This window comes from Algoriphagus aestuariicola (assembly GCF_017254835.1).
GTDB lineage: Bacteria > Bacteroidota > Bacteroidia > Cytophagales > Cyclobacteriaceae > Algoriphagus > Algoriphagus aestuariicola.
Genome location: NZ_JAFKCW010000001.1, coordinates 108,978 through 131,761, shown reverse-complemented (window position 1 = coordinate 131,761; position 22,784 = coordinate 108,978). Strand labels below are relative to the sequence as shown.

General features: G+C 48.4%; 14 protein-coding genes. 10 read left to right on the top strand and 4 right to left on the bottom strand.

Annotated features, from left to right (window positions below; translation table 11 throughout):
* Positions 1-65: 65 nt before the first annotated feature.
* The 5 genes from sov to J0A67_RS00525 all read left to right on the top strand — a co-directional run bounded on the left by sov (position 66) and on the right by J0A67_RS00525 (position 9,370).
* On the top strand, positions 66-7,004 hold the full coding sequence (gene sov, locus J0A67_RS00545) for a T9SS outer membrane translocon Sov/SprA (RefSeq protein WP_241265023.1): 6,939 nt from the start codon (positions 66-68) through the stop codon (positions 7,002-7,004).
* Positions 7,005-7,057: 53 nt separating this feature from the next.
* Positions 7,058-7,432 carry a glycine cleavage system protein GcvH gene (gene gcvH / locus J0A67_RS00540; protein ID WP_206567323.1) on the top strand — a complete coding sequence of 125 codons (375 nt, stop codon included), beginning with the start codon at positions 7,058-7,060 and terminating at the stop codon, positions 7,430-7,432.
* On the top strand, positions 7,398-7,814 hold the full coding sequence (locus J0A67_RS00535) for a VanZ family protein (protein ID WP_206567322.1): 417 nt from the start codon (positions 7,398-7,400) through the stop codon (positions 7,812-7,814). Before gcvH ends, J0A67_RS00535 begins: the two co-directional genes overlap by 35 nt.
* 67 nt (positions 7,815-7,881) lie before the next feature.
* Positions 7,882-8,562, top strand: a complete 681-nt coding sequence (locus J0A67_RS00530; RefSeq protein ID WP_206567321.1) for an energy transducer TonB — start codon at positions 7,882-7,884, stop codon at positions 8,560-8,562.
* 136 nt (positions 8,563-8,698) lie between these two features.
* Entirely contained in the window at positions 8,699-9,370 is a 672-nt protein-coding gene (locus tag J0A67_RS00525) for an energy transducer TonB (protein ID WP_206567320.1), read from the top strand.
* 92 nt (positions 9,371-9,462) lie between these two features.
* On the opposite strand, the gene J0A67_RS00520 is transcribed toward J0A67_RS00525, so the two are convergent.
* From J0A67_RS00520 to J0A67_RS00510, 3 genes are read right to left on the bottom strand one after another with little or no spacing between them, the layout of a single operon-like run.
* Positions 9,463-10,341, bottom strand: coding sequence for a YicC/YloC family endoribonuclease (locus J0A67_RS00520; RefSeq protein WP_206567319.1), 879 nt, complete (start codon positions 10,339-10,341; stop codon positions 9,463-9,465).
* 14 nt (positions 10,342-10,355) lie between these two features.
* Positions 10,356-13,646 carry a biopolymer transporter Tol gene (locus J0A67_RS00515; protein ID WP_206567318.1) on the bottom strand — a complete coding sequence of 1,097 codons (3,291 nt, stop codon included), beginning with the start codon at positions 13,644-13,646 and terminating at the stop codon, positions 10,356-10,358.
* 21 nt (positions 13,647-13,667) lie between these two features.
* Positions 13,668-14,714, bottom strand: a complete 1,047-nt coding sequence (locus tag J0A67_RS00510) for an NAD(P)/FAD-dependent oxidoreductase (RefSeq protein ID WP_206567317.1) — start codon at positions 14,712-14,714, stop codon at positions 13,668-13,670.
* On the opposite strand from J0A67_RS00510, the gene J0A67_RS00505 reads away from it, so the two are divergent.
* From J0A67_RS00505 to J0A67_RS00485, 5 genes are read left to right on the top strand one after another with little or no spacing between them, the layout of a single operon-like run.
* Positions 14,713-15,423, top strand: a complete 711-nt coding sequence (locus tag J0A67_RS00505) for an MBL fold metallo-hydrolase (RefSeq protein ID WP_241265022.1) — start codon at positions 14,713-14,715, stop codon at positions 15,421-15,423. The genes J0A67_RS00510 and J0A67_RS00505 overlap by 2 nt on opposite strands.
* 26 nt (positions 15,424-15,449) lie before the next feature.
* On the top strand, positions 15,450-16,115 hold the full coding sequence (gene pssA, locus J0A67_RS00500; RefSeq protein ID WP_317195020.1) for a CDP-diacylglycerol--serine O-phosphatidyltransferase: 666 nt from the start codon (positions 15,450-15,452) through the stop codon (positions 16,113-16,115).
* Positions 16,112-19,351, top strand: a complete 3,240-nt coding sequence (gene porU, locus J0A67_RS00495; protein ID WP_206567315.1) for a type IX secretion system sortase PorU — start codon at positions 16,112-16,114, stop codon at positions 19,349-19,351. Before pssA ends, porU begins: the two co-directional genes overlap by 4 nt.
* Positions 19,348-20,562, top strand: a complete 1,215-nt coding sequence (gene porV / locus J0A67_RS00490) for a type IX secretion system outer membrane channel protein PorV (RefSeq protein WP_206567314.1) — start codon at positions 19,348-19,350, stop codon at positions 20,560-20,562. The genes porU and porV overlap by 4 nt, the downstream gene beginning before the upstream one ends.
* Positions 20,562-21,833, top strand: coding sequence for a M16 family metallopeptidase (locus J0A67_RS00485; protein WP_206567313.1), 1,272 nt, complete (start codon positions 20,562-20,564; stop codon positions 21,831-21,833). Before porV ends, J0A67_RS00485 begins: the two co-directional genes overlap by 1 nt.
* Here the strand turns inward: J0A67_RS00485 and J0A67_RS00480 are convergent, their stop codons facing one another.
* Positions 21,834-22,784, bottom strand: a complete 951-nt coding sequence (locus J0A67_RS00480) for a glycosyltransferase (protein ID WP_206567312.1) — start codon at positions 22,782-22,784, stop codon at positions 21,834-21,836.

The following is a 22,784-nucleotide window of genomic DNA, read 5'->3' as shown; positions in this document are numbered from 1 at the left end:
CCCAATCCCGTATTGATTCCCTAAATCTCCGCAGGCTGTCCCCCTCGTTTCTGCTTTGGCAAAACATGAGGACCAATCCGCTGAATCCAAACCGCAACCCCTTTCTGAGGCCCAAGTCACCCTTCATCCCGGCTCCCCCGGTGGACCAGGAGATCAGGGTATTGATAGATTCCACTTTGAAGTACAACATCGTAGACCAGCTGGATTCCAATCGATTGGGAAATGAGCAGGAATATGATTTTGACAGGTTTTCGCAGATGCAAGAATACCGTGTCAGGCAAGAATACTGGAGAACTCGGGCCCGGGGAATGGACGGAGAAAGTGCCGTGGAAGGGAGAAGCCTGATTCCCCCGCTTACGGTAAGCCCTTCCTTTGACAGGATCTTCGGAGGCAGCGAAATCAACATCATACCCACTGGCTACGTGAACCTAGATTTTGGCGGAATTTTCCGGCGGGTCGACAATCCCACCCTGCCCATTAGACAGCAACAGAATGGAGGCTTCAATTTCCAGCAGCAGATCCAAATGGCTGTCAACGGTTCGCTGGGCCAAAAAATGAAAATCGCCGCAAATTTCGATTCCAACAATTCCTTCGATTTTCAAAACCAACTCAAAGTAGAATACGACGGATTTGAAGAGGATATCCTGCAATCCATTGAAATCGGCAACGTAAGTATGCCGGTACAAAATCGATTGATCCAAGGCGCCCAAAACCTTTTCGGGGTCAAAACCCAAATGCGCTTCGGGAAGCTCGATGTCACCGCTGTAGCCTCCACCCAGCGGGGACGCCGGGACAATCTGGTCATTGACGCCAATGGCCAAGGAAGATCTTTTGACATTCAGGCATCCAAATACGACGAGAACAGACACTTTTTCCTTGCCCACTTCTTCCGGGACAATTACGAACGATGGCTGAGAGGATTGCCTCAGGTGCTTTCTGGGGTCACGGTTACTCGAATCGAGGTCTACATCATGAACAGGGCTACCAACACGGAAACCCTAAGAAATTTTGCCGCTTTCATGGATTTGGGAGAGGGCAGAGTAATCTACAATCCCAGCAATCCAAACATCGGAACAGGAAACCCGAATGCCCCGGCGGGTAACGGCGCCAACCTGCTTTATTCCAACCTTGCAAGCAACCCTTCCTTCAGACCCTTTGATTCGGGTTCCAGGGCTATAGAATCGGCGCTGGGAATCCGGAAAGGAGTGGATTTTGAACAGATCAATGGGGCCAGAAAATTGGACCCGACCGAATACTTCTTCAATCCCCAGCTGGGATACCTTTCACTTTTCAGAAGGTTGCAAAACGATGAGGTATTGGCAGTTTCCTTTGAATACACTTACAATGGCCAAGTGTATAAGGTTGGGGAGCTGACCGAAGACTACCAAGCCCGCGGCGAGGACGAATTGATCTTCCTGAAAATGCTGCGGCCTAACCGCATCAACCCTAGAATACCTACTTGGGATCTGATGATGAAAAACGTGTACAGCCTCAATGCAAGCCAAATCATGAGAGAGGGCTTTCAGCTGCAGGTAATCTACCGGGACGACAGGACAGGCTTGGACAACCCCTCCCTTTTGGAAGGGGAAAACGTGAAAGACAAACCCTTAATCCGATTGACGGGCTTGGATAACCTCAACCCTCAAAACGATCCCGCTCCCGACGGAAACTTCGACTACATCGAGGGACTCACCATGCTGTCCGATCGTGGCCTGCTGATCTTTCCGGTTTTGGAGCCATTTGGGTCCAATTTGGAGAAGAATTTTCTCCCCCAAGAGCTGGTCTACAAGGACAAGTATGTCTACGACACACTCTACCGCACTACCCAAGCTGACGCCGAGCTGGTCACCCGGCTCAACAAATATTTCATCAAAGGCAGACTAACCGCAGGCTCCGCCAGTGAAATCCAACTTCCGGGATTGAATATCGCCCCGGGCTCGGTCATCGTGATGGCAGGTAATATCCCACTCACGGAGGGCGTCGACTTTACGATTGACTACAATGTGGGTCGCCTGGTGATCATCAATGACGCCATTTTGCAGTCAGGCAAGCAAATCAACGTAAGCTTCGAAAAGGCAGACCTCGTGTCCTTTCAGACTCGGAGCCTCTTGGGGACGAGACTGGACTACCGCGCCAGCAACAAACTTAACATCGGAGGCACCTTCATGTACCTCAACGAGCGCCCCAACGTGAGCCGTATTGCGACCGGAAACGAGACCTTGAGAAACAGTCTTTGGGGTTTGGATTTGAATTTCAATGACGAATCCCGCTGGCTGACCAAGCTTGCGGATGCTTTGCCTTTCACCGACACAAAAGAAAAGTCCCAAGTACAGTTCAATGCCGAATTCGCACACTTGATCCCCGGCACCTCCAACACGGTCGATGGCGACGCTGCTTCCTATATCGACGATTTTGAGGCAGCCGTTACCCCATTTTACCTCGGAGCGGCAGCAAATCAAAACTGGAAACTATCTTCCACTCCAACGACTCCGGGAGACCGCTTTGACCTGAGCAGCCAAACAGAGGACAATCTCGGCAGTACCTACCGAAGGGCGAGATTGGCTTGGTACAACATCGACAACATATTCTATCGGGAAAGCGGCCCCGGTGTTCCCACGAATCTGACTCCCCAGGACAAGCGCAACCACTATGTGAGGCGCGTCATACCTCAAGAAATCTTCAAAAACCAGGATCGTGATGTGATCATCGTACCCCAACCCCTTTTTGAGATGGCCTTCTTCCCGAGCGAAAGGGGGATGTTCAACTACAACCCCAACCTTGACTTTGACGGCTTGTTGCCCAGTCCCCGCCTGAACTATGGTGGCGTCACCCGAGCAATCACCACGGAGGTGGATTTTGACCGCACCAATATCGAGTACATCGAATTCTGGCTGATGGATCCCTTTATCTCAGGGGAAAACGGGCGAGTCTTAGACGGGATTTTTAACCAAAACAACACCACGGGAGGTAAGCTGTACATCAATCTTGGGGACATATCCGAAGATGTGATGCGGGACGGCTCCCATGCTTTCGAAAACGGACTCCCAGCCGATGGAGATCCTGCCGAAACCAGTCAAAATGAGTGGGGAAGAAAAACCCGAGAACAATATTTGATTCCAGCTTTCGACAATTCGGAGTCATCTCGGCCCAATCAGGACGTGGGCTTGGACGGCTTGAAAAATCAGGACGAACAGGGGTATTTCCAAAACAGATTTTTGGACAGAATAAACGTATCCCAAGCCGCAAGAAATACAATCTTGCAAGACGTTTCGGCCGATGCATTTCAGTATTATCTGGATGAAAAATTTGACCAAGCAGACGTCAAGATCCTCGAACGTTACAAAAAATTCAACGGAATGGAGGGCAACACTCCTGTAAGTGCTGACCCTAACCTCCCCTATACACCCTCGGGCAGCAACATGCCGGACAATGAGGACCTGAACGCAGACAACACCATCAATGAGCTGGAAAACTATTACGAGTACGAAATAGACTTAAGGCCAGGACAACTCAACGTAGGTGAAAACTACATCGTGGACAAAGTAACCAATTCCGATGGCGGTGACGAGGTCAGCTGGTATTTGTTTAGAATCCCGGTGCGTCAGCCGGATCGTGTACAAGGGGAAATTACCGGCTTCAAATCCATCCGTTGGATACGCACCTATTTAACCGACTTCCAGCAACCTGTGGTGTTGCGAATGGCGGAGTTTAGGATGGTAGGTAGCCAGTGGAGGGTTTTTCAGGAGTCTTTGTATGAAAAAGGCTTTTCGGAAATACCCGAGCCAGACGTCTCTAACCTAGTCGTGGACGTGGTCAACATCGAGCAAAACTCACAAGGCAACGACAAACAAAGCCCCTATGTGTTGCCTCCGGGGATCAACCGAGACCGAGACAATACCTCTACTGTGGAAAGAAGGCTAAATGAGCAGTCCCTGCGTCTATGCGTGGAAGACCTGGCTCCCAAAGACGCCCGGGCGGTATTCAAAAATCTCAACTACGATCTCGTGCAATACGAGCGCATCAAGATGTTTTTCCATGCGAATAGCGAAGATGCGCAAAATGGAGAAGTAACCGCCTTTCTTAGATTGGGAACCGACTATACCGACAACTACTACGAAATTGAGGTTCCGCTTTACATCTCACCTTTGGGAACCAATGACCAAAGGACGGTTTGGCCACTGGAAAATGAAATCGACATCGCCATCCAGGAAATCGTCGGCGTGAAAGTGGATCGCGACAACAGCCAATCACCACTTAACCTTCCCTACAGTAAGACGATTCGCCAATATAATGTGACCGTCGTCGGACGACCCGAATTGAGTATGGTCCAAGGAATGATGATTGGCGTCAGAAATCCGGGAACAGGCATAGGCTCCTCCAAAACCCTGTGTATGTGGGCCAACGAGCTTCGGGTGACGGGCTTCACCAAAAGCAATGGCTGGGCGGCAAATGCATTCCTGAATGCGAAAATCGCCGATGTTGCCGTGGTATCAGCCTCTATCCGGCACAATTCCATCGGCTTTGGGGGATTGGAAACCAAGCTTTCACAAAGAGCAAGACAAGCCACCACCCAATACGATATTTCCACCAACGTGGAAGTGAACAAACTACTTCCGGAAGCTTTGGGAGTCAGTATTCCGATGTATTTCTCGGTGGAAAACTCCAGCACCCGACCAGAATACGACCCGCTGAATCCGGATGTACCCTTTGAAGTGGCTTTGGGCAAATTTGAAACCAACGCCCAACGCGATGAGTACAGAAATATCGCCTTGGATCAGCTCAACAGGCGAAACCTGAGTTTCAACAACGTACGCAAGATCAAACGCAATCCGGATTCACCCAACCGATTCTACGACCTCTCCAATCTTGCATTCTCCTACGCGGTAGGATCGGTGACCCAGTCCAACGCCCAGATACAGAACTACGTTTTCAGGACTAATCGGGGAAATATCACCTACAGTTTTTCGCCCAAGGAGCTAAGGATCGCACCCTTTCAGAAAGGAGATGGGATGAACTCCCCTTACCTACGCTTGCTGAAGGATTTCAACCTAAATCTCGCTCCGACCCTTCTGTTGGCGAGGCTGGACGTGGACAGGAGATTTTTGAGGTCACAGTATCGCAATGACCAGCTTAGTACCTCCGGAGTAGATCCTCTGTTCCAAAAATCCTTTTTCATGAATCGATCCTTTACGGTCAATTGGGATCTGTCGAACAGCCTTAGGGTGGACTTTTCTTCCAGAGCGAGCGCTATCGTAGACGAACCCGAAGGAGACCTTGACACCGAAGCAAAGCGGGATTCGGTGAAGTACAATGCTTGGAGGTTTGGCCGAACCACCAACTATAACCATGTGGCGTCGATAAACTATTCCATCCCTCTCTCCAAGATACCGGTTACGGATTGGATACAGACAGACTACAAGTACATAGCCACCTACACATGGCAGACCGGCTCTATCGGACAAAGAGATACATTGGGTAACGTGATATTCAACACGCGTGACCAAAGTCTTACTGGCAAACTTGACCTCATCAAACTCTACAACAAAAACAAAAAACTCGCGGCCCTGAATGCCCCAAAACGGCCCCCGGTCCCCGGAAGAACCTCTACAGCCGCAGAGGACACCATTGGTACTCCCTTCACCAACCGGCTGATGAAATTCCTGATGATGACCAAGGAGTTGACCTTTTTCTATGGAGTCATCGAGGGGACATTTCTGCCGGGATATATGCCAAACACGGGTCTGCTCGGCATGGACAAGGCATGGGAAAATCCTAGTTGGGCATTTGTCTTTGGTAGCCAAAACCCAAACCTGAGGTATGACCTCGCCCAAAGCGGACAAATCGCGCCAAGCTCGGAACTGACGCAGACTTTCAAACAAAACCGGGCAATGACACTCCGGCTGACTGGTATTGTCGAGCCCATTCAGGATTTTCGGGTGACGCTTGAAGCAAGAAAACGGGAAATCGGAGACTTTCAGGAAATTTTCAGGAACTCCGTGGACAATCCTGGCGACTACGAGAGCATCAGTCCAAACAGGCTAAGCTCCTACTCCATCACCACGATCATGCTGGGCACCTCATTCAGCAAAGATGACTCCCAAAACAACTCGCCCCTATTCACCAACCTGGAAAACTACCGCTCCATCATAAAGTCAAGGCTAGATGGAGAGGCTACAGCTCCCGGAGAATACGGTCTTAACGGACAGGATGTCTTGATTCCCTCTTTCCTTGCCGCATATTTGGGAAAAGATCCGAATGAGGTCAAGCTCAACCCGTTTCCGAAAACCCCACTGCCCAACTGGAGAGTTGATTATAGAGGGCTTTCCAGAATCAAAGGACTGAGTGACAAATTCAGCAGCATCAATCTGACGCATAGCTATACCTCAACATACGATGTGAGCAACTTCTCCAACTCACTCCAATATCAGCAGGGACTGGAACTTTACAACACCCTCCAAGAGATGCGACAGCCTGACATCACCAACGACGACGGACAGTTTATCCCCGTCTATATTCTCAATGACGTGATATTGAGCGAGCGCTTCGGCCCACTCATTGGCTTGGATATGATGACCAAATCCCGACTAAACGTCGTCGTTAACTATGGCCGTGAGCGAACGCTCGGAATGAATTTCTCCAATTCACAAGTGACCGAGCAAAAAAGCAGCGACTTCGGATTTACACTGGCTTACACCAAGGCCGGCGTCAAAGTGCCTTTCAAAATCCAAGGAAGCCAAAAAGTCCTGAAAAACGACCTGCAGCTGAGACTTGATTCCAAAGTGACAGACGTACGCCAAATCCAGCGAAAGATCGAAGAAGGCAGTACGGTGACCAACGGCAATCTCAATATTCAAATCCGACCGACCATCGGATATGTCATCAACCAAAACCTAAATCTGACTTTATATTTTGAGCGGACTATCAACGAGCCCCGGGTCACCACAGCGTACAGAAGGACTTCGACGGCCTTTGGCGGACAGCTCAGATTTAATTTATCGCAATAGATTTCAATCTCGGGCGATTCCTTTTAATTTTGGCCATTCTAATCGAACTAATCATGAATTTTCCACAAGAACTAAAGTACACCAAAGACCACGAGTGGGTTAAAATCGAAGGAGACATCGCCACCATCGGCATCACCGAATTTGCCCAAAAAGAACTGGGGGACATCGTTTATGTAGAAGTTGAGACCGTTGGCGAGACGATTGAAGCCGGAGAGGTGTTTGGAACTGTGGAAGCTGTGAAGACGGTCTCAGACCTTTTCATGCCGCTAAGCGGCGAGATTCTGGAGTTTAATGGCGAGTTGGAATCATCTCCCGAACTGGTGAATGAATCTCCCTATGAATCCGGCTGGATGGTAAAAGTAAAAATCGCCGAAACCCCAACCGACTTGTTGGATGCGGCTGAATATGCTGAGCTGGTTGGAGCATAAACACCGCAAATTTAGGCCATTTCTCGCGATCTGCTGGGCGGCGTTTTTGGCCGTCGCCATGCTTACTCCAGGGACTAAACTACCGGATGTGGACCTGTTTGATTTTCAGGACAAGGCAGTTCACCTTGTTTGCTTCTTTCTTCAGGGCTATTTATGGAGTGGCGTAGGAGTGGACAGAGCACATGTATCCATCAAACATCCGAGAATTTGGAGGAATTTCATCCTTTTTGGACTGGCTTATGGAGTAGTTTTGGAGTCATTGCAACAATTTGTCCCCTTTCGTTCGTTTGAATTAATGGACATGATTGTCAACGGACTAGGTGCAAGTTTGGGGTTGTTGGGTTATTTTAAATGGCCATCCATTAAATACATTTTGGAATAATCTCCGATAATTCTTACACTTGTTATTCAGATTTCGAAAAGATTAACCTGTAAAAACCAATTTCACCATGGAAGCAAAAAAGTCTCCAAAAGCTGATCTGACCAAATCAGTTGGTATGTTTACCAACTTGGGGTTAGCAGTAGCTGTTGGGCTTACACTTGCTGCTTTCGAATATAAGTCTTTCGACGACTCAGGCCTTAAGGATCTGGGAGCTGTGACTGACAACTTCGAAGAGTTGCTTGATGTGCCTATCACAGAACAGCCACCTCCACCACCTCCACCTCCACCAATGGAACAGCCGATTATTGAGGAAATTCCGGATGAGGTAGAGATCGAGGATAAAATCGAAGTAAACTTCGACGTGGACGTGAAAGAAACCACTGTCATCAAGGAAGTGGTAATCGCAGAAGCTCCTGTTGAAGAAAAGGCAGATGAAATCTTCGACGTCGTAGAAACTCAGCCAAATCCTCCAGGCGGTATGGCAGGTTGGAACCAGTACCTTTCCAAAAACCTGAAATATCCAACCCAAGCTAGGAGAATGGGCATCGAAGGTACCGTAATCGTGGTATTCGTAATCAACACTGATGGATCTATTCAAGACGTTGAAGTCTTGAGAGGAATCGGCGGAGGCTGCGACGAAGAAGCGGTGAAAGTAGTACAAGAAGCTCCGAAATGGGAACCAGGCAAGCAACGAGGCCGCCCAGTTCGTACTCGAATGAGACTTCCGATTCGATTCAAACTCAGCTAATAAATTTAAGACCCGAGCATTCGGGTCTTTTTTTTTGTCTAATTTTTAACACCTTTTTAGATAGTTAAAAAACGTTAGAAACATAGAATTTCCAGATTTTCGTAGCTAAATTCTATCAACCAAAACTCTAACGATCATGGAATTAAAAAAGAACAGCCGGGTAGACCTCCGCAAATGGTCTGGCACATTTTTCAATCTTGGACTGGCTATGTCAGTCGGAGCCGTGTTGGTGGCCTTCGAATGGAAGGCAAAAGATGTAAAACCTCTCTTGGATCTTTCCAATGGAGCGTCGGAATGGGAAACCGAGATAATTCCAATAACCATTCAAACCCCGCCTCCAGTGACTCCTCCTGCCATCGTCCCGCCGGAGATCGAGGTGATCGACGATGATATTGTAATCGACGACATGATTGCAATCGATGTGGATCTTTCTTCGACCGAACCGATTCCCGTGATAGAGCTTTCTGAACCTCCTACAAAGGAGGTCGCAGATGAGATCTTGGATTTCACGGAAGTTCGGGCAGAGTTTCAAGGTGGGATGGAAGCTTGGTACAAATACCTCAGAAGCAATTTATCCTATCCCAAACAGGCACAAAGACTTGGCGTTGAGGGCACAGTAATCGTGAGGTTTGTCGTTAATACCAATGGAAGCATCCAGGATGTAGAGGTTGCACGTTCAGTCGATCCTAGCCTAGATGAGGCCGCTATGGAAGTAATCCTAAACTCTCCAGCATGGAAACCAGCTCGACACAATGGCAGAGCCGTTAGATCAAGGATGACCATCCCTATCAAATTCAAGCTTAACTAAACCAACTGACTTTTATGAGAAAGCCCGCATTCGTAGTGCGGGCTTTCCTATTTCCGGCTAGAATGGGACAACAATCATGGCCTTGAATTGCCTCAAATCACATTCAGCGACTGTTCCTTGATCTTTTCAAGCTCATCCTTCATCAAAATGACATGCTTTTGAATCTCAGCGTCGTTTGCTTTGGAGCCAATGGTGTTGATCTCTCTTCCGATTTCCTGGCTGATAAAGCCCAACTTCTTTCCCTGTCCACCGTCTTCTTGCATGGTCTTCATGAAGTAGTTTAGGTGGGTTTCCAAGCGCACCAACTCTTCGGTGATGTCTATTTTCTCGAAATAATAGATCAGCTCCTGCTCGAAGCGGTTGGCATCAAATGAGTTTTCGTCCATCCACTGGGAAAAGTGGTTTCGGATCCGCTGCTGAATCCGCTCTTTCCGAAGGGGTTCCTCCTGCTTCACTCGCTGAAAGGCTGAGCGGATAACGTCGATATTTTCTTCCAATTTGGAATAAAGTGATTCTCCCTCATCTTTCCTAAAGCCGTCGCACTTCTTCAGTGCCTCCGCCAACACCTGCTTGACCCGCTCCCAATCTTGGCTTTCCTCCCGCTCAACCGGAATCGCATTGATCACGTTGGGAGCCTGAAGGGCCAACTTGAACAGGTCGGCGGGCTTCTCTCCGACCAATTCGGCCAAGTGTCTGAACTCCTCGAAATAAGACTTGAACAGGTCCTGATTAATGGAGACGGGAAGGCTTTGTCCTCCCTTGGGTACAAATTCGATCGATACGCCAACCTTACCCCTGTCCAATATCGTCTGCACTATGGTTCGGATTTCGGGCTCTTTGTCAGAAAATTGCCTTGGGCTGCGGATGGAAAGATCCAAAAATTTTGAGTTGAGTGAACGGATCTCGACCTGGATCATCATCTGCTCATCCTCAAATCCGGCTACTCCAAAGCCGGTCATCGATTTGATCATACGTTGTGTGGGTATTAGAAATTATAGCCCAAAGTAAAGTAAAACTTCAGATCTTCTTTCTCATAATTTCGGATGGGCCGCGCCATGTCAAACTTCACATAGTAATTAAGCAGCACGGTTCTTAATCCAGCGCCATAGCTTTGGAGCCAGGGATTGTTGAAGTTGTTTAATACGATCACAAAAGGAGAGCCCTCAGTGTTGATGACCTCGGTATTCTGGTCATTGACGCGCTCCCAGGGAGCAAACTCATCCCAAGCCGAACCGATATCATAAAATCCAACCAGCTGGAAATTTCGGACGAAATTTGAAGTGATATTACCTCGCGTCAAGTAGGAGAAAAGTGGGATTCTCAACTCAGTCGTGAAGGTGATCACCTTATTTCCGCGAATCTCATCGTAGTCATAGCCCCTCAGGTCGACAAAATCCGCAAACAGGATGTTTGAATTCTCCACTCCGTCCGGGTTTCTAACAGGAGATGGCTCCGGCCTGTTGGATGGAGGGTTGTAAAATTCGTTGAACAACCAGTTGTCCATTCCGCCCACCAAGTAATCCTGGGGATTATTGCCCATAAAGGAGCCTACATAGAGCTTGGAGGCCAAAGTGATATTTTTGTGTATTTTCTGGTAGTTTCTCAAGTCCAGATAGAAATTACTGAAAGACCGCTCGCCATGATTCAGTCCCTGATAATGCATGAAGCCCACCTTCCCTTTTATCCCAGTATAGGAGTACAAACCCATAGGCTCGGTGCGGTCATAGACAAACTCCACCTTTCCCCCGACATAGTTGACATCAAAACGGTTTTGATCAGGTATCTGACCGTAGATCAGGGAATCGGGATTGAGATTGAAGTATTGGGATTTTGCAATCAACGGAGCCGCATAAATCCTGGAATTGATGTTCAAAGGGTAGGATACGCCAGTCTCCACCTGTGTCAGGACGTATTTCTGGAAGCTGACATCACTTTGCTCGATCCTGACGGTTTTCCGGTCAAATCTCGCCCTGAAATCCAATCGGCTTTTTAGGTATTCGTACTCAAACCAAATGTCTCCGCCTGAATTGAAATCCAAAGCCGCCATGATTCCTCCCTTGAACACATGGTTGTCTAGAATGTCGGTCATCTTTCCGTCCAGGTTGATGCCAAAACCACGCAGCGGATCTACGACAAAACGGGTGTTGATGTGATTGGTGAAAAACTGCTGCTCCATTCTCCTTGGACCAGAGACACGCTTTTGCAAAGACTGCTTACGAAAAGCTTCCAGAAGGTTCGTTCTACTCATCTCTGGCTTGTCTGCATTTGTTGCGGTCTGAGTTTGAGGAACGGTATCGAAGGTATAATTTTCCGTATTGATTCCTTTCCTAGACTCAAAGCGCAGGCGATCCAGATTGATGGATGAGGTTTTATTGGTGGTCGTGGTGTCTGCAGCCTCCACTTGTTGAGGTTGTTCTGGAGTCGTAGGTACGGGAGGCTGAATGGTATTGGACCTTTGCTCCAGCAATCGTCTGGCCGCCAGTCTCTCATTGAGATCTTTCGCTTGGGCTAGCTGAATCCTTGGCGTACTGGGAGTAAACTGATCTACCCCTGTATAACCTTCCACAAACAAATAGGACTCTTTGCCACTCCTCAAAGCATAGGCGACCTTGTTCATCCGGCTAGTGACATCAAAGACCTCAATGCTTTTGTCAAAAGCGGAGATTTGGTTGGACACCTGATTGCCAACACTTAACCTCATGAGATTGGTAATGCCGCTGAGATCACTCATATAAAGCAAGGTGTTGCTGTTAACCTTTCTTGGGCGGAGATTTCGGCTGTTGGAGTTGGTAAGCCTGGAAAATACGGTGGTATCCTTAAGCACATCCACCCGGTGTAAATTATACTGGTTTGGGAGCACCTTGATATCTGGCGCATCGGTCAGGACAGAATCAGGCAGGTCTGTGAAATTCGACGAGTAGACAATCACCGAATCATTCAAAAACATTGGGGTCAGATCGTCAAAGATGTCATTGGTAAGGCGCTTTCCCTGCCCCCTCACATTCAGGGTGTAGATATCGGTCTTGCCATTGGAAATTGCCGAAAGCACCATATTCCTCCCCGACTCGTTGAAGTCCAGGCTGAGGATCTGGGTAATGTTTCGGAGGAAAATCTTGTCCTGATTGGTTCCATCGATCGAACGAAGCCTTAGCGTAGTAAAGCCTCGTTTGAAAGAGGCAATTGCCAAATTAGCCGAATCCCTCCAGGCGATGATCGGTGAGTAAAGATTGGGAGTCAACTCATCGTAACTCGCACCTCCCTGAAAAACAGTCTGCTCGGCACCCGTGGAAAGATCCCTGACCACCACTTTATGTTTGCCTGCATTATTGAGCACATAGGCCAAAAGCAGGCCATCCGGACTAAATTTGACATCACTGATTGCTCCGTCTACCCTTGATGAAGTCTTGGCTATGGCGGATTCAGAGTCTACATTTTTGAATGACGCATAGACTGGCTCATTTACTTTGAGGTAATAGTTTCTCCAGTCTTCAAAAAACGCCCTTGAATTGATCCCTATAGTATTGGCGATACTGTTTTCCTCGTTTCTGTTTATTCGGGAAAGATTCAGGATGCTGGATACATAACGACGCCCGTACTTTTCAGCGATGTAGTTCCAGATCGACTGCCCAACAAGCCCGGCTTCGATGCCGGTCAGGTTCAGGATTTTGGGATTTGATGTCTCCTTTAGATACTGACGCATAAAGTCATCCATCTCCCTGCTCCAGCCCTTTGCCAGATACAGGGCGACGCCGTCTATATACCACTCCGGGAAATCATTGACCAGATTGGCTTGAAATGCATCAGCCACAGAAGCTCCATAGAGCATTTCACGGACAATAATTTTGGTCGTGGCAGCGATTACGTCTTCCTTGAATTGGTCTATCCGTCCTTTGTAGGACACCTCAGCGATCAGCCGTGAAAATTTGGTCTGTCCATCCTCGGAATATTCCTGCACATTGAGATTGAGGTTGCTTTGGAGCGCCTCCTCAGGTGAATTGTATATGTACAGTTTCGGCTTAGTGTAGGCTACATAGCCGATCATCTGGGTAAGCTTGTCAAATTCCGCTTCCAAGTAGTCTATGGCCATCTTGGCGTTTGGTCCGCCTCGGTCGTAGTAATAAACCTCAAAATTGTTCGACGAGTAGAAATACCATTCGATCTCCTTGTGCTGAACCCGGTTTTTGCCGAATCGTTCCTGGTCAAACTGTGCCATAGCGCGGGTGGCACTTCCCAAAACAAGAAACAAGACCAAAAGTCGAAAGACTGTGTATCGCATTCGGATCAGAATTGATAGGTTTTAAATATACTTAAAATACCGAGCTATATCCACTTCAGCAATTATTGGATCAGATTTTATCAAAAATCGGGTCATCATCTTGCTGAAAAACGGAACGAGCGAAACTCCTTTAGCTCCAAATCCATTGAATATGTAAACGCTGTCCTCCAAAGGATGTTTGCCAAGAAAAGGCTTCCGGTCTTTGGTCGCCGGCCGAATCCCTGTCTTGTGGCTTCTCACCGAGTTGACGGGCACTTTGACTAGCTCTTGCAGCTTGCCGAGAATCTCGTTTTTGGCAGCTTCCGTTGGCCCGATTTCCAAGTCATGCCAAGTATAAGTCGATCCCACGCGATAGATTCCCTTGTCCAGCCGAACCCTAAAAACTCCACGGTTTGCGATGAAACCCGGGTCGAAGTCTTGCTCGACTTCCAATATTTCTCCCTTGACCGGAGCAAAGGGCAAGTAGTGGAAAAACCGGCTTTTCCACGCCCCCAAGCCATTGCAATAAACCAGATTCTTAGCCAAAATGTCCCCGTACCTCCATCCGTCGTCTGTCTTCTCCAGTCGTTCCTCTTCAAAGCCCTCCAACCTGATCCGAGCGCCGAAATAGTCGGCCATTCCATCTAAAAATTCGTTGATGTTCAGCCAGCCCGACATCTTCAGGAGGACGCCGCCAAATGCATCGTTCATTTCCGGATACTGGCTTTCGGTGTGAATGTGGTCGACGAACATTGCTATAGCTGGATCGCTGGAATGTCCCATCCATTCGTTTTGCTCCTCAATCGAAAGAAAGGGCCGGTAAATCTTCTCGCCGGTCAGAAAACTTCTTCCACTTGCTTTTTCCAACTCGCGGTAAAACGGTTCTATCTCCGGAAACAACAGCTCAGCTTTCCAAGATTTGACCATTTTTCGGCCTGTGACGGGATTGTATAGGCCTGCAGCCACCCGACTGCTTTTGTTGTTTTCTGGCTGATCAAAAAGGATAACCCGCTTCCCCTCCTGCTCCAGTCTATAGGCGAGAGACGTACCCGCCAAGCCCTGTCCTATGATCAAAAAATCGATTTCCATGTCCCAAATTAAAGTCATTATTCCTTACTTTGCTGCGATCCCGCAGACTTTTGCCATGCTCCACATCAAGTCATTCACCTTCAATCTCTTCGAAGAAAACACCTATCTGATTCATGATGATCTGGGGACAGCCGCGCTGATAGATCCAGGCTGCCATACGGCTGTTGAGAATAGGGAATTGGAAGACTACGTAGCATCAAAAAGCCTGAAAATCGTCAACTTACTCAATACGCATTGCCATATCGACCACGTCTTAGGCAATGCTTGGGCGAAGAAACGATTTGGCATTCCGCTATGGATTCACCCAAAGGAAGTCCCTGTTTTAAAATCAGTGGAAGTTTATGCACCCAATTATGGATTTCAAGGCTTTGAATCGAGCGAGGCTGACCATTTTTTGGAAGAAGGACAGGAGTTCGTGGTGGGTGAAGAAAAGTTGAAGGTGCTGTTTGTACCTGGACATGCGCCAGGACATGTAGTCTTTTACCACAAAAGTAGCGGACAATGCATCGCAGGAGACACCCTGTTCCGCGGAAGCATCGGCCGGACCGACCTTCCCGGCGGAAATCACGACCAGCTTTTGGAGAAAATAAAATCCCAACTTTTTACGCTTCCACCCGAAACAATCATCTTTCCCGGGCATGGTCCCGAAACCAACATCGGCTTCGAAAAAGTGTACAATCCTTTTGTGGGGGAAAAGGCTGTCTATTGAAAATCAAGGAACAAATACCAAACACGTTGACACTCCTGAACCTGCTGATGGGAGTGATCGGGATCGTTTGGGTGCTCGATGGAAACATTCTCAGCGGAGCCATTTTCATACTTATTGCGGCGGGGTTTGATTTCTTGGACGGATTTGCAGCGCGATTGCTACGAGTGCAGAGCGAGATGGGCAAAGAGCTGGATTCCTTGGCAGACATGGTTTCGTTCGGGGTATTGCCGGGACTGATCCTTTTCATGATGGCGAAGGCCGCCTCTCCTCCAGGCTCATACCTTCCTTACTTCACGCTGATTGTACCCATGCTTTCAGCCTACCGCCTGGCAAAGTTCAACTTGGACACCCGGCAGAGCGAGCGCTTTATCGGTCTCCCTACACCAGCCAATGCACTTTTCCTTAGTGCAATCCCCTATTTGGCCGACCGATGGCCAATGTTGGGCGAATGGCTTTCCAATCCCTTAGGCCTCATCGGGATTGCTTGGATATTCGCAATCCTGCTGGTCTCCGAGATTCCTTTGATTGCACTGAAATTCAAGAGTTTTTCTTTCGCCAAAAACAAATTCCGCTACACGCTGATCCTGTGTAGTTTGTTGATAGTTGCGGTGCTACAGCTAGCGGGCATTCCACTGGTGATTTTGATGTATATTGTACTCTCCGTGATCGAAAACGCAACGGGAAGTGAATGAGGGTAAAATTTGTCGTATGGATTCTTTTGGTCATTTTTGGTCTCTCGGCCGGGATACTTCAGACTTTGGCCCAGTCCTTCCGATTCAAAGTCAAAGATCAGGGCATCTACAAAATCTCGACTAGCCAAGCCAAAGCGCTGGGGTTCGCAAGTCTGGAAGAAGTCGGAGTTTTTGGCTTCCCCGGAATGCTTCCGCAGCGCCTTGATCCCCAACAACTGGAACTTCAGGAAATCCCCACCCTCGTTTCTGAAGACCATCTTTACTTTTTTCTCTCAGGGCCCAACACGATCAGCTTTTCAACCGAGGAACTGAAATACACCCACCACCTTTTTTCCGATTCGCTAAGTTTTCTGCTCGGGAAAACATCGACACCTCGCCGAGTTCAAACAAGGCAAGCTGACTCAAAAAACGCCCATCCTGAGCAAATCTGGTACAGTTTCACCGCATTCAAGAGTGATGAGACTAATCTGATCAGCTCAGGCAGAATGTGGTATTCGGAAGCTATCCGGCAAGGCATGAGCCTCAATGTCAACTTCAACTTGAAGACCGGAAGCGGGCGACCCTGGCTTTTGTTCGGAACCATGATGGCTCACGCCTTTTCGAGTACTACCATGCGGGTCTTATCAGGAAATGACCTACTCGGAGAAGTCTCTTTTGACCCCATTCCAAATTCGACCTATGGAGTGAAGGGCAGGGAAGAGTCTTTTCGGTGGGAGATCAGCACAAGAAATTCCCTCGCCCAGCTCAGATTCACCTTTCAGGGGACTGGTGCGGATGCAGCGGGATACCTAGAGCATGTAGTCGTGGGGGTTCCTTTCTCCAATTCAGAATTGCCAGAAGGCATCTTTGAAGCCGCGGAAACAGGGTATCTCACTTTGCCCCAAGACCTCCAAGTTTGGGAAGTCAGCGATTTTTTCCACCCTATCGAAATACACGCTACCGGTGGAAACATTGCCTTTGGAAAAAAATGGGTGGTCTTTTCCGAAGAAAGTGCGGTAGAAGTTAAACAATTCGAAAATACCTCGCAGGCGCTCAGGGAACCGACTAAAAAACCCGAACTCTTGATCATCACCTCCCAGACTTTACTTTCTTCAGCCAACAAGCTGCGCGATCACAAGACCGCCCGAGGAGTAGCGACGCAGGTAGTTACGGACAGCGAAATCTATGACGCTTTCGGCTACGGCAACCCCGACCTGACTGCAATCCGCAACTTCATCGCCTACACCTATCACAAAACACAAACTCTTAAAAATGTCCTGATCCTCGGCAAAGGCACCTTTGACTACAAAAAAAAACTAGGAGGCAGACCGAATTTGATCCCGATTTACACCAGTCGGGAGAGCCTCAATCCCCTCACATCCTTCAGTTCGGATGACTATTTTGGACTGGTGGATTTTGGGCAGGGAGAATGGGAGGAATCCAGAGAGGGTGACGAGCTACTCCGGATCGGTGTCGGCAGGCTTCCTGCCATCAGTTACGAGGAGGCTAATGAGATGGTGCAGAAGATTATCCGATACGAAACCAATCCCATCCGCACTCCCAAATCATCGACCGTTTCTTTCCTAGTCGATGATGGAGACAACAACATCCACCTGAGGGATGCCGAATCCCACAGCGATTTTTTGGCTGAAAACCATCCGGAGTTTTTACAAAATAAACTGTATTTGGATCGATTTGAGCAGCAAACATCCGATGCAAACCAAACCTCCCCACAGACCAAAGCCGCCCTCAAAAAGACGCTGGATGATGGCACCTTGCTTCTCAACTTCATCGGCCATGGCAACGAAACCACCCTTAGCGCCGAAGAGGTTTTCCGAGTCGAAGATCTAGACGGATGGGGAAAGCAGCAACAGTTGGCGCTATGGATTACGGCCACCTGTGAATTTGGAAGGCACGACAGCCCCTTCATGAGATCTGCCGCAGAGGAGTTGCTTTCAGCGAAAGAAAAAGGTGCGATCGGCCTGCTCACCACCGGAAGACCGGTGTTCAGCAGCGTCAACTTCTCCCTGAACAAGGCTTTCATCGAGGAAGTTTTCCGTAGGAAAGATGGGCAATACCAGGACCTGGGGGAAATTTTCAAGAACACGAAAAACAAGAGTTTGAATGGCGCTTTGAACCGCAATTTTTCTCTCTTGGGTGATCCTAGCCTAAAGCTTGCACTTCCGGAGCTGGGAGTTCGGGTCACGACCATCGAGGATGTCAAAACAGGAAATCCGGCCGATACACTAAAGCCTTTGCAGGAGATAGTGGTGGAAGCTGAAATCATAGACCCGATAAGCGGGGCCTTCCAGACTGGGTTCAACGGAGAGTTTCAACTTGAGCTTCGGGACAAGCCAAAACAAATTCAAACTTTGGGAGATGAAAGCAGCCCTGCTGAGTTTGAAGAAGAAAGCATCCTGCTTTTCCAAGGCACCGGAAAAGTGGAATCAGGAAAGCTGCTGGCCAGGTTTTTGACCCCGAAAGGTATAGACCCAAAAATCGGAACTGGCATCCTGCGAATTCGAGCTTGGGATAGTAGCTCGGGCATGCAGGGAATAGGATTCGAAAAGCCGAAAATTGGCGGCCAAGCCGCTGAAAGCGCAGACAAAGCCGGCCCGACAATCCAACTGCTTATCAACGGACAAACTAGTTCGTTGGTGTTTCCGACAAACAACCTACAGATTAAAGGCTTGCTGTCTGACCCAAGTGGCATCAATGTGTCCAGTTTCACCCCAGGGCAAAGCCTCAGCATACAAGCCAACGAACAATCACCTGTGATTCTAAACGAAGATTTCATCTCGACTAACGGCGGCTATCAGGAAGGGTACTTCGACACCTTTCTAGGTGGGCTCGTGGAGGGAAGCAACACGATCACTGTACGGGCATGGGACAACGCGGGGAATGAGTCTGTGGAAACCCTTGGCGTGGAGATTCGGGGAAGCTCCACGGTACAGATCCTAGACCATAAAGTCTACCCGAACCCAGCATCGACAACAAGTAATTTTGTAGTCATGCACAATCGCCCAGGGGAGAACCTAAGTATCAGTTTGGCTGCGTATTCCCTTTCGGGTCAAATACTATTTCAGGAGACATTTCGTTTCCAAAACGCCGAACAGAATATCCAAGACTTGTCCTGGTCTTTTTTGCAAAGCCAGACAAAATATCCAGCAAAAGGAACTTATATTTACAAATTAACGCTTCAGTCAGAATCCGATTTCACCTCAGACTCAGTAAGCGGAAAACTAGTTATTCAATGAACATAAAGGCTGAAAAAAGCAAAAGGAATGTATTTCTTGCCATTTTCCTATTTGCTGGCTTCTCATCTTTCGCACAGAACAGCGTAATCATCTCTGGTCAGGATCCAAACAGAAGGGTAATCACCACCGCGGTGCCGTTTCTGAATTTCGCGCCTGATTCCCGACATTCAGGGATGGGTGATGTGGGGGTGGCGACCTCACCCGATGCCAACTCTGCTCATTGGAATTCCGGAAAACTTGCGTTCATAGAGGATGATTTGGGTTTTTCACTTTCCTATTCCCCTTGGCTGGGCAAACTAGTGAACGACATGTCGCTGAGCTACCTCACCGGCTTCAAAAAAATCGACGAATTCTCCGCCTTTGGGTTTGACCTACGATATTTCAACATGGGGGACATCCAGTTGACCGACGAAAATGGCAACCCTTTAGGCGAGTTTAACCCGAGGGATATCGCGATCGGAGGCACTTATTCCCGAAAGCTTTCCCAATACTTCGGCTTGGGCATCTCTGCCAGGTTTATCTATTCCAATCTTTCCGGCAATATTTCATCAGTGACCGGCTCGGAAGCAAAAGCCGGAATCAGCGTCGGTACAGACATCGGACTCTATTATGAGAAACCAATTTTTGCCGGCGCAAAAGACGGAACCTGGTCTTGGGGCGTGGCGATCACCAATATCGGACCCAAGATCACCTACAACAGCGCCGAAGATTTGGACTACATCCCAACCAACTTTAGATTGGGGACAGCCTATTCCATAGATCTTGATCCGAATAATTCCCTGACTTTTGTATTTGATGTAAACAAGCTGTTGGTACCTACCCCACCTCAGTACGCAACAAACGAAGACGGATCTTTGGCGACCGACCCAAATGGCGACTTAATCATAGAGGCAGGAAAGGATCCCAACAGAGCCCTGATATCCGGCATGTTCGGTTCGTTTGCCGACGCTCCAGGAGGATTTGAGGAGGAGATGAAGGAATTTACGCTATCGTTTGGCGTGGAATATAACTACGCAGAAAAATTCGCTGTTCGTACGGGCTACTTCTACGAAAATCCAGACAAGGGCGGGCGCAGATACTTCACCATGGGCCTTGGCTTGGATCTCAACAAATTCGGATTTGATTTTTCCTATTTGGTACCCCAAGTCCAAAACCACCCCTTGGCAGAGACGCTCAGGTTTTCCCTGCTCTATACCATTCCAAGCAATTAATGCATCTTGACCGCTCAAAGGCACCAGATTTCGTAATCCCAGCAGATTTTGAATTGACTTCTCCCCAGGTTATTGAGGTTAAGGGAGGCAGAAGCCTGTACTTCATTCCGACGCCTGGTCTGGATGCGGTCAAACTGGAGGTCTTGGGCAAAAGTCAGAGGCTGGGCCTACCACTGGAAATGTCCCTCGTACCTTCCTTTACGCTTCAGATGCTTACAGAAGGGACCACAGCGCTGTCGGAAGCCGATCTTTCTGAATTTTTCGACTTCCATGCTACGGAGGTCCACCCCATGATCACCTATTCCCATGAGGGGCTGAGCCTGCTCACCACCAAAAAGCATTTTTCTGAAGTTTTGCCTGTTTTTGCCTCGCTATTTGACCAGGCGACTTTTCCGGATGAAGGTCTGGAAAAAAGAAAAGCCCAAAGGAAATTGTCCATCAAATTCGAGCGAGAAAAGTCCGCTTCCCGCGCCAGCGGTTTATTCCGCAAGGCTCTTTTCGGAGAAAATCATCCCTACGGCCATGAGATCACGGAAGCCCACGTAGACCAAGTCACTCGAAGCGAATTGTCTGAGTACTATCAGGACCACCTGTGGACAAACACAGAGTTTTTCCTCTGCGGCAATCTCAGCCAGCAGGAGCTTCAGCAGACCGCCGCATTGTTGGCAGGTTTTCCCGGCCAGATAGAGAAAGTCCAGCCTTTCTTGCCCTCTGCCTCGACTACGTCAAAAGTTATAGAAGACCGGGCCGATGCACTACAAAGCAGCATTCGGATGGGCGGATGGTCCATCGCCAAAGACCACCCTGACTTTTTCGCGTTGTCGGTCTTCAACACGGTCTTGGGAGGCTATTTTGGCTCGCGCCTGATCAAAAACATCCGGGAAGACAAGGGCCATACCTATGGAATCTCCTCCTCACTTGCCGAAATCGGAAACATCAACTACTGGGTGATCGGGGCCGATGTGCAAAAATCCCAAAGGGAGATGGTAGTGGACGAGATCTATAAAGAAATCCAACTGTTGACAACAGAAGCAATCTCAGAGGAAGAGCTCGAAGTGTTGAGAAATTACCTAATTGGTCAAATGCTCGGTAGATTCAGCTCGTCTTTTGACCTGATGGACCGGTTTCGCTCGGTTCACCATTCCAATTTGGATTTTGGTTTTTACAGAAGAAAGCTGGCATTCCTGAGAACCTTCACTGCAGCCGATATAATCCAAATCGGCGAGAAGTATTTTTCAAACCCTCCATTTATAGAAGTTTTGGTTGGCTGATCACTTCAGCCAAACGTACAGCCAGGAAATATCCCAAGCCTTTTTGGCCCAAATCTTATATATTGTAAACCTTAGATTCTTTATCCCCATGTTTTCACCCAGCTGGATGAGTTCTCGGGCCGGTTCAAAATTGGCAGACCAAAGCGCGTGCTTCAGCTCGTGAAGAATCCTAATTGCCAAGGCTTGGTTTTCTTCTGGATAGAGGTTCATCTGGGAGATTTTTGAACAAACCTTGACCGTGCTTGGCAGCATCCGGGACTGGTAGGGGCGATATTGTGCAGCAGACATTGAGCCGCCGTGCTTGCGCTTGAGCACTCCGATATGATCCGAAAAGAGAACTGGATGGTTTCTCGAGAGACGGATCATAATATCAAAATCCTCATAGAAGAGCGTTTCATCGTATCCCCCTTCACTTTGTAGGATGGCGACATTGAATACCACCGTTGCCGAGCAGATATAGCTCTGCTTGATCAAGCGCAGGTAGATATTTTCCAGCTCTACGGGCTCCACCAAGTCCCCTGCGTGGTCACGATCATAGAAGGACTTCACCTCTCCCTGTTGATCGAGTATGTAGGCGTCTGAAAAAACGAAACCGGCTCCTGGCTCCGACTGCAGTTCGAGAATAGACTCCGACAAATGCTCCGGATAGAGCACATCGTCACCAGAAAGATCGACCAGGTATTGACTACTGACCTGGGCTAATACCTGGTTAAACAGCCCACAATAAGGCTGCATCGTCTGGTTGAAAATAGTCTGAACCGGCAACTCTCCAGATGTCTGATTTACCCAACTTTTGATCCGCTCCGCAGTATCATCATCGCTTCCATTGTCCACGACGATCAGTTCTTTGGCATGGTAATCCTGGAGTCTCACACTCTCCAGCGTTTCCTCAATCCACTGGCCATGGTTGTAGGCGATGCAGATAACGGTGACTTTTGCAGCAACATCCAT

What these genes read in the sequence shown, in the direction of transcription:
- J0A67_RS00505 (WP_241265022.1), top strand. Translation starts at nt 14,713, where the DNA reads ATGTCCCAAATTAAAGTCATTATTCCTTACTTTGCTGCGATCCCGCAG.
- J0A67_RS00535 (WP_206567322.1), top strand. Translation starts at nt 7,398, where the DNA reads ATGCGGCTGAATATGCTGAGCTGGTTGGAGCATAAACACCGCAAATTT.
- J0A67_RS00510 (WP_206567317.1), bottom strand. Translation starts at nt 14,714, where the DNA reads ATGGAAATCGATTTTTTGATCATAGGACAGGGCTTGGCGGGTACGTCT.
- J0A67_RS00530 (WP_206567321.1), top strand. Translation starts at nt 7,882, where the DNA reads ATGGAAGCAAAAAAGTCTCCAAAAGCTGATCTGACCAAATCAGTTGGT.
- porV (WP_206567314.1), top strand. Translation starts at nt 19,348, where the DNA reads ATGAACATAAAGGCTGAAAAAAGCAAAAGGAATGTATTTCTTGCCATT.
- porU (WP_206567315.1), top strand. Translation starts at nt 16,112, where the DNA reads ATGAGGGTAAAATTTGTCGTATGGATTCTTTTGGTCATTTTTGGTCTC.
- J0A67_RS00520 (WP_206567319.1), bottom strand. Translation starts at nt 10,341, where the DNA reads ATGATCAAATCGATGACCGGCTTTGGAGTAGCCGGATTTGAGGATGAG.
- J0A67_RS00480 (WP_206567312.1), bottom strand. Translation starts at nt 22,784, where the DNA reads ATGGATGTTGCTGCAAAAGTCACCGTTATCTGCATCGCCTACAACCAT.
- gcvH (WP_206567323.1), top strand. Translation starts at nt 7,058, where the DNA reads ATGAATTTTCCACAAGAACTAAAGTACACCAAAGACCACGAGTGGGTT.
- sov (WP_241265023.1), top strand. Translation starts at nt 66, where the DNA reads ATGAGGACCAATCCGCTGAATCCAAACCGCAACCCCTTTCTGAGGCCC.
- J0A67_RS00485 (WP_206567313.1), top strand. Translation starts at nt 20,562, where the DNA reads ATGCATCTTGACCGCTCAAAGGCACCAGATTTCGTAATCCCAGCAGAT.
- J0A67_RS00525 (WP_206567320.1), top strand. Translation starts at nt 8,699, where the DNA reads ATGGAATTAAAAAAGAACAGCCGGGTAGACCTCCGCAAATGGTCTGGC.
- J0A67_RS00515 (WP_206567318.1), bottom strand. Translation starts at nt 13,646, where the DNA reads ATGCGATACACAGTCTTTCGACTTTTGGTCTTGTTTCTTGTTTTGGGA.